General features: G+C 75.7%; 4 protein-coding genes and 1 pseudogene. 3 read left to right on the top strand and 2 right to left on the bottom strand.

Annotation, left to right across the window (positions count from 1 at the left end):
- Nucleotides 1-870 (bottom strand): ABC transporter substrate-binding protein (locus HCN51_RS57410; RefSeq protein ID WP_168022184.1); only part of this gene is annotated, 870 nt, incomplete at its 3' end.
- Between the two features lie 88 nt (nucleotides 871-958).
- Here HCN51_RS57410 and HCN51_RS57405 point away from each other — a divergent pair.
- Nucleotides 959-1,750 carry an ATP-binding cassette domain-containing protein gene (locus HCN51_RS57405; protein WP_168022183.1) on the top strand — a complete coding sequence of 264 codons (792 nt, stop codon included), beginning with the start codon at nucleotides 959-961 and terminating at the stop codon, nucleotides 1,748-1,750.
- Here the strand turns inward: HCN51_RS57405 and HCN51_RS57400 are convergent.
- Nucleotides 1,739-2,344 (bottom strand): hypothetical protein, encoded by a 606-nt coding sequence (locus HCN51_RS57400; RefSeq protein WP_168022182.1) that lies wholly within the window; start codon nucleotides 2,342-2,344, stop codon nucleotides 1,739-1,741. The two genes, HCN51_RS57405 and HCN51_RS57400, sit on opposite strands and share 12 nt — an antisense overlap.
- Nucleotides 2,345-2,447: 103 nt before the next feature.
- On the opposite strand from HCN51_RS57400, the gene HCN51_RS62005 reads away from it, so the two are divergent.
- Nucleotides 2,448-5,525 carry a hypothetical protein gene (locus HCN51_RS62005; RefSeq protein WP_168022181.1) on the top strand — a complete coding sequence of 1,026 codons (3,078 nt, stop codon included), beginning with the start codon at nucleotides 2,448-2,450 and terminating at the stop codon, nucleotides 5,523-5,525.
- Nucleotides 5,526-5,748: 223 nt separating this feature from the next.
- A pseudogene (locus tag HCN51_RS57390) lies at nucleotides 5,749-6,143 on the top strand (hypothetical protein); the annotation flags it as partial.

The raw sequence follows: 6,143 nt of genomic DNA, 5'->3' as shown, positions 1-6,143 counted from the left end.
CGGCGCCATCAGGGCCAGCTCGGCGGCGGCCACCTCCGCGTTCTGCGCGGGCTGCTTGCCCGCCAGGATCCGCGCCGCCTCCTGCGGATGCTCCACCGCGTACGCCAGGCCCTTCAGCAGCGCGCCCGTGAACCGCCTGACCAGGTCCGGCCTGCCGCTCGCGACCTCCTTGGACGTCGTCACGGCCGAGCCGTACAGATCGGTCACCACGTCCCCGAACGGCAGGACCGTCACCTCCTTGCCCTTGGCGGCGTTGCGCACGGTGGGCCGGCCGACCACGTACTGGCCGATCGCGTTCACCTGCCCGGAGGCCAGGTTCGCGGCGAGCTGGGCGGGCTCCAGGCTGACCCACTTCACCTTCGACGCGTCCACCCCGGCCAGCCGGGCGTAACCGGGGAACATCATGCGGATCACCGACGACGCCGCGTCCCCCACCGTCTTGCCCTCCAGGTCCTTCGGCCGGCTGATCCCGCTGCCCTCCAGCGCCATCAGCGCCGCCAGCGTGCGCTGGTGCAGGGCCGCCACCGTGACCGCGCCCTCCGCCTTGCCCGCGGCGGCGCTGATCAGCGTGGCCGTGAAGTCGACGGCGGCGAACTGCGCCCGGCCGCCGAGCACCGCCGCCAGGTTCTCGCTGCTGCCCTTGCCGGGCTGCACGGCGACCTCGATCCCGGCCTCCTTGAAGAAGCCCTTCTCCTGCGCCACGTAGACGTACGCCTCGCGGCCGAACGCGCCGAACCCGGTCACCCACGTGACCCGATCGGCGGCCGGCCGGCTCTGCGACGGCTCCCGCTGCCCCGAGCCGCAGGCGGCGGGCAGGGAGAACGTCGCGACCAGAACGGTGACCGTGATGACGCGCGGCAGTCGCCTCATGACCCAGATCCTGACGGACGCCGCCCAGCGGTCAAGGGTCCCCTCGGAGCGGCGGCCCGGCATACCATCGGGATCAGGAGGTCCTCAGGTGATCCTGCTGCGCGAGGTGTCCCAGGTGTTCGGCGGGCGCCGCGGCGCCGTGGAAGCGCTGCGCGGCCTCGACCTGCACGTGGCCGACGGCGAGTTCGCCGCCGTCGTGGGCCGCTCCGGCTGCGGCAAGTCCACGCTCCTGCGCCTCATCGCCGGCCTGCTCACCGCCACCTCAGGAGAGGTACGCGTCGGCGGCGAGCCCGTCGTCAAGCCCCGCCGCGACGTCGCCATCATGTTCCAGCGGCCCGCCCTGCTGCCCTGGCGCAGCGTCCTCGACAACGTCCTGCTGCCCGTCGAGATCTTCGGCTGGCCCCGCCAGGAGCACCGCGCCCACGCCCACCGCCTGCTGGAGATGGTCGGGCTGGAGTCCTTCCACCGGCGGCTGCCGCACGAGCTGTCCGGCGGCATGCAGCAGCGGGTCGCCCTGTGCCGCGCGCTCATCCAGCGGCCCCGCGTGCTGCTCATGGACGAACCGTTCTCCGCCCTCGACGCGCTCACCCGCGAGGAGCTGTCCGTCGAGCTGCAGCAGATCCACATGGAGCACGCCGCCACCGTCGTCCTCGTCACCCACTCGATCGAGGAGGCCGTGCTGCTCGCCGACCGCGTCGTCGTGCTCACCCCGCGTCCCGGCCGCATCCTCACCGTCGTGAACGTGGACGTGCCCCGGCCGCGCACGCTCGGCCGGCACGCCTGGGCCGCCGACCTGGCCCGCTGCTCGGCCGAGCTGCACGACGTCCTCGGCGCCCGCCGCGCCGTTCCCGGGCGGCAGGACGCCACCTCAGCCGAGTGACTCCAGCTCGGCCGCCCGCCGCAGGTCCTTGGGGCGGCCCAGCGCCCGCCGCATCCGGATCAGGTCCTCCCTGCGGGCGTAGTGCACCTCCAGTCCGTCCGGACCCGTCACGGTGAGCGCGCGGCCGACGACCTCCCCCACCCGCAGGCCGCCCCACGGGAGCGCCGGGGTGCAGCAGTCGCCGCCCGCCCCGGGCGCGGTGAACTCCACCTTCGGGCGCAGGAACGACTCCGGCTCCACCGGGACCGGCTCGCCCGACTCGCCGACCAGCCGCGCCCCGGCCGCCGCGAACGCCGCCGCCAGTGCTGGGGCGTGCGCCGGCCGGCCGTCCCACAGCAGGTCCAGATCGCCGGTCAGCTCGGCCGAGCCATGCATGATGCCCGCCACCTGCCCGATCACCACCGCCCGCACGCCGTGCCGGTGCAGCGCTTCGAGCAGCGGGAACGGGTCGAAGCCGAGAGCCCCGTCGGTGCCGATCGTGCCGACGTCGTCATCGGCGTCCTGATGGGCCAGGCCGGTGCCCGCCCGGCTCGCGGCCAGCTCACGGGTGCGCCGGGCGGCGGCGCGAAGTCGTTCCAGCGGATCGTCGATCATCCGCCCATGCAACACCCTTCCGCGCCCCTCCGCACCTCGCCCGGCTTCGGAATTCCGGTTGCCGGGCGGCCCCTGTTGCCCGAATCATGTGCGTGTGGTGCGGATGGCGTTCGGAGTGGTGACGGGGCGGGGTCAGCAGGTGTGGGACGCGGCCGGCCGGCCGGTGACCGACGCCCTCTCCGCGCAGGTGGCCGGCCCGCCCGTCGTGGTCGGCCCCGCCAGCGCCGACCCCGGCCCTGCCGTTGCCGCCCTCGACCAGCTCCTCCACGACAGGGGTGCCGACGAAGGTCCTGGCCCGGACGACGCCGACCGGGTGGTCGCGGCGGGCGCCGGTGTCGTGCTCGCTCCCGGCTTCGTCTCCGCCCGCCTCCACGGTGCCCGCGGCGACCGGCGCGACGCCGTCCTGGCCGCCGTGCGCGTCCTCGGCCTCGACGGCCTGCACCGGCTCGGCGAGCGCGCGGGCGTCCTGGTGGCGCTGTTCGGCGCGGAGGCCACCAAACCGCTCGCCGCCGCCGCGAGCCGGGCCATCGCCGAACGCCGCTGGACGGTGCTCCAGCTCGCCTCCGCCGCCAGCGGCCTGCTCGGCGCCGAGCAACTCGTCCGCCTCCTGACCGTGGACCTGCCCGCGATCGATCCGACTCCGGGGGCCGCCGCCTCCACCATGGCCGCCCACCTCGAACAGGTCCTCGGCGCCCACTCCCGCGCGCGCCGCCTCGACCTCGTCCTCGACCTGTGGCAGCAGGTCGCCGCCCACCAGCGGCACCTCGAACGGCTGCGGCGGCGGCGCGCCACCCAGGGCAAGCAGAGCAGGCTGCGAGAGCTGACCACCCGCTACCAGACCCACGACGACGAGCTGCTCATCGAGCAGATCCGGGCGGAGCTCGGCCACGAGCCGTCGTTGATCGAGGCCGCCCGCTGGCAGCCCTCCGCCTGGCAGGCGGCCATGTGCATGCGCCGCATGCTGGCCGACGCCCTGGCCACCACCGCCCTGCTCCGCACCGCGATCAACGTCGGCGACCACGGCGTCGTCCAGGGCATGAACCGCTCCACCGCCGTCCTCACCGCCGCCGCCCGCCTCATGGATTCGGCGGAGCACGGCGCCGCCGCGCGCCGGGTCCCCGGCCTGACCGGGCTCCCCGCCCGCCCCGGCTGCCACGCCCGCGACCTCGCCGCCCAGCTCGGCAACCCTTCCGAGCCGTACGTCCGGCAGCGCCTGGCCAGAGCGGCCGAGTACGCCGAGATCGTCATGGACGTCCTCACCGACCGCATCCTGGACCACCCCCACCTGCTCGGCGACTGGGCGGCGGAGAGCATGCGCGAGTGGCGGACCGCCGTCGGCTACCCCGGCCGCCGCGACCCCACCCGATGGGCCCAGCCGCCGGTCGCCGGCGGCCGCCCCACGCTCGCCGAACGCCTCGAATCCCGCCCCGGCGTGCCGCCCGCCGAGGAGGAGACGGCCGGCGACCTGCTCTGGTACGCCGAGCTCGGCGACGCCCTCGCCCAGCTCAAGGGGCTCGACCATGCCTATGTCGAATACGGCCCCGACTACCCCCACGTCATCTGCGACCCCCACCCCGACTTCCATCCCGACCCTCACTCCGGCGACGGGCAGCGGCTCGAGCCCTCCCTCACGTCCATCCCCTCGGCCCTGGCGGGAGCGGCGCAGCTCGTCTCCCTCGGCGCGCGGCCCTCCCGCCACTGCCGCACCTGGCCGGACCTCACCGCCCAGCTGCTCGCCGACCTCGCCGTCACCCAGACGCTCGTCACCGCCTTCCAGCTCCCCGAGCCGCTGCACGCCCTCGACGGCACCCTCCTGCCCGGCACCCGGGTACGCCTCGAATTCGCCCGCAACGCACGCATGCTCGCCGAATGGTCCACGTACATGGGCAACTGCATCGCCTCCAGCCCCTACGTCGAAGCGGCACAACAGGGCAGATCCGCCCTCGCCGCGCTCCGCGACGAGAGCGGGCGGATCGTCGCCAACGTCGAGCTCGAACAGCACGCCCGCGGCTGGCGCGTCTCCGAGCTGCGCGCCCGCTTCAACGGCGACCCCGAGGCCGACCTCTACCAGCGGGTCCTCGACTGGGCCACCACCCTGCCCGCCACCTTCTCCGACGAGCCGCCCGGCCCGCCCGTCCCCGCCCCTCTGCCCGAACCACGCCCGGCCGCGCGGCGCCGCGCCGGCCGCACGTTCCAGGAGGTCAGCGGCCCGCTGTCCCGGCTGGCCGCCGACGCCATGAGCCGCGAGGAGACGGTGAACGCCCTGCGCGTCCTGCGCACCCTGCACCACCGCGACCCGGCACCGCTTCCGGCCGGGAGCACCGAGGCCCGCACCGGCGCCCGCGCCCATACCGGCGTCGACGCGCGTCCCGGAGCCCGCACCGGCGCCCGGGTCCGCGCCGGCGTCCGTCCCGGTGCCGGCGCCGCTGCCCGCATCCACGCTGTGGACCGCACAGGGGGTGACACGGACGGGACGGGCCCGGTCGGCGAGGCGGACGCGCAGGCCGGCCCCGGTGCCGGTGCCGGTGCCGCTCCGGACGTCCTCACCGCGTTGCGCCGCCTCTCCTCCGACCGCGTCGAGCGCCTCTGCCGGGACGAGCTGCCCTCGGTGGGCCTGGCCGAGCTGTGGCGGGCCACCGCGGCGCGCCCCCTCGAACAGGCACTCGCCGCACTCCCCCACCCCACCCCGGCCGGGACCGGCGGCCGTTCACCTCTCACCCTGCTCCTGCTCGACGCCCCCTTACCCGGCTCGCTCAGGAAGCTCGCCCGCCACGAGGCCGTCGCGCCGGCCCGCTCGATGGAGCTGGTCGCCCGCAGGATCCGCGCCGCCGTCGGCCGCCTGGCGCGCGCCGCCGACCCCGTGCTCGCCCACCAGGTGACCCGCCGCGCCGACACGGCGGTGCTGTGCGCGCTGGTGGTCGCGGTCACGTCCTGGACGCCGCATCCCGGCCTGCCGACCGTCGCCGTGTCCGAGCCGGGCAAGACGAGTGTCCCCGGCTTCCCCCGTACGGACCTGGAGGACTCCGCGGGGCCGTGGCAGCGCGCGCTCCCGGGGGCGGTGGAGCTGGGCGCGGACCTGGACGCGTTCTGGGCGCGCGTCGCCGCCGAGGGGCTGCGGGTGCCGGCGGCGTGGCTCGGGCACGGCGGCTGGAGCGCCTTGTGGCAGCGCGCCGCCCGCTGAGAGCTCGTACCCGACGCTGTGGCAGCGCGCCGCCCGCTGAGAGCTCCACGCCCGGCGCCTTTACACTGTAGATCCGTATTTGCGTATCACCACGGCAGCCTCCTCCCGGACTTTCACTCCTCCCTCGACGGGTGGGCGAGGATCAGGACGAGCGCGTCCAGCAGGCGCTGCCAGTCGCCTTCGCCGAGGTCGTCACGTCGCAGCGAGGCCGCCACGGCCGCGAGTGCGCCCGCCGAGCGCCGCGCGGCGGGTCCTCGTCGCCATCCCCGCCCACGTCTACGCCGTCACCGGCTCCGTCCTGGCCACCGGCGTCACGCTGGCCTTCGAGCACCTGCCGTCGCTGCTGCTCGGGCCCGTCTCCGGCGTGCTGGCCGACCGGCGGGACCACCGCCGGCTGATGATCACGGCCAGCCTGGCGCACGCGGCGGCGATCTCCGTCGTCCTGCTCGCCAGGACGCCCGGGACGATCTGGCTCGTGTACGCGGCCGCCCGGGGGGCAGGGGGCGACGTCGGTGTTCTTCCGCCCGGCCGTGCGGGCGCACCTCCCGGCCGTGGTCGGCACCGGCCCGGCCCTCACCAGCGCGAACACCGTCAACGCCGTCACCACGGGCGTCGTCG

The organism is Nonomuraea composti, assembly GCF_012034275.1.
In the GTDB taxonomy this organism is placed as follows: domain Bacteria; phylum Actinomycetota; class Actinomycetes; order Streptosporangiales; family Streptosporangiaceae; genus Nonomuraea; species Nonomuraea composti.
Note: the sequence above shows the minus strand (reverse complement) of the source record. Positions and strands in the feature narration are given on the sequence as shown.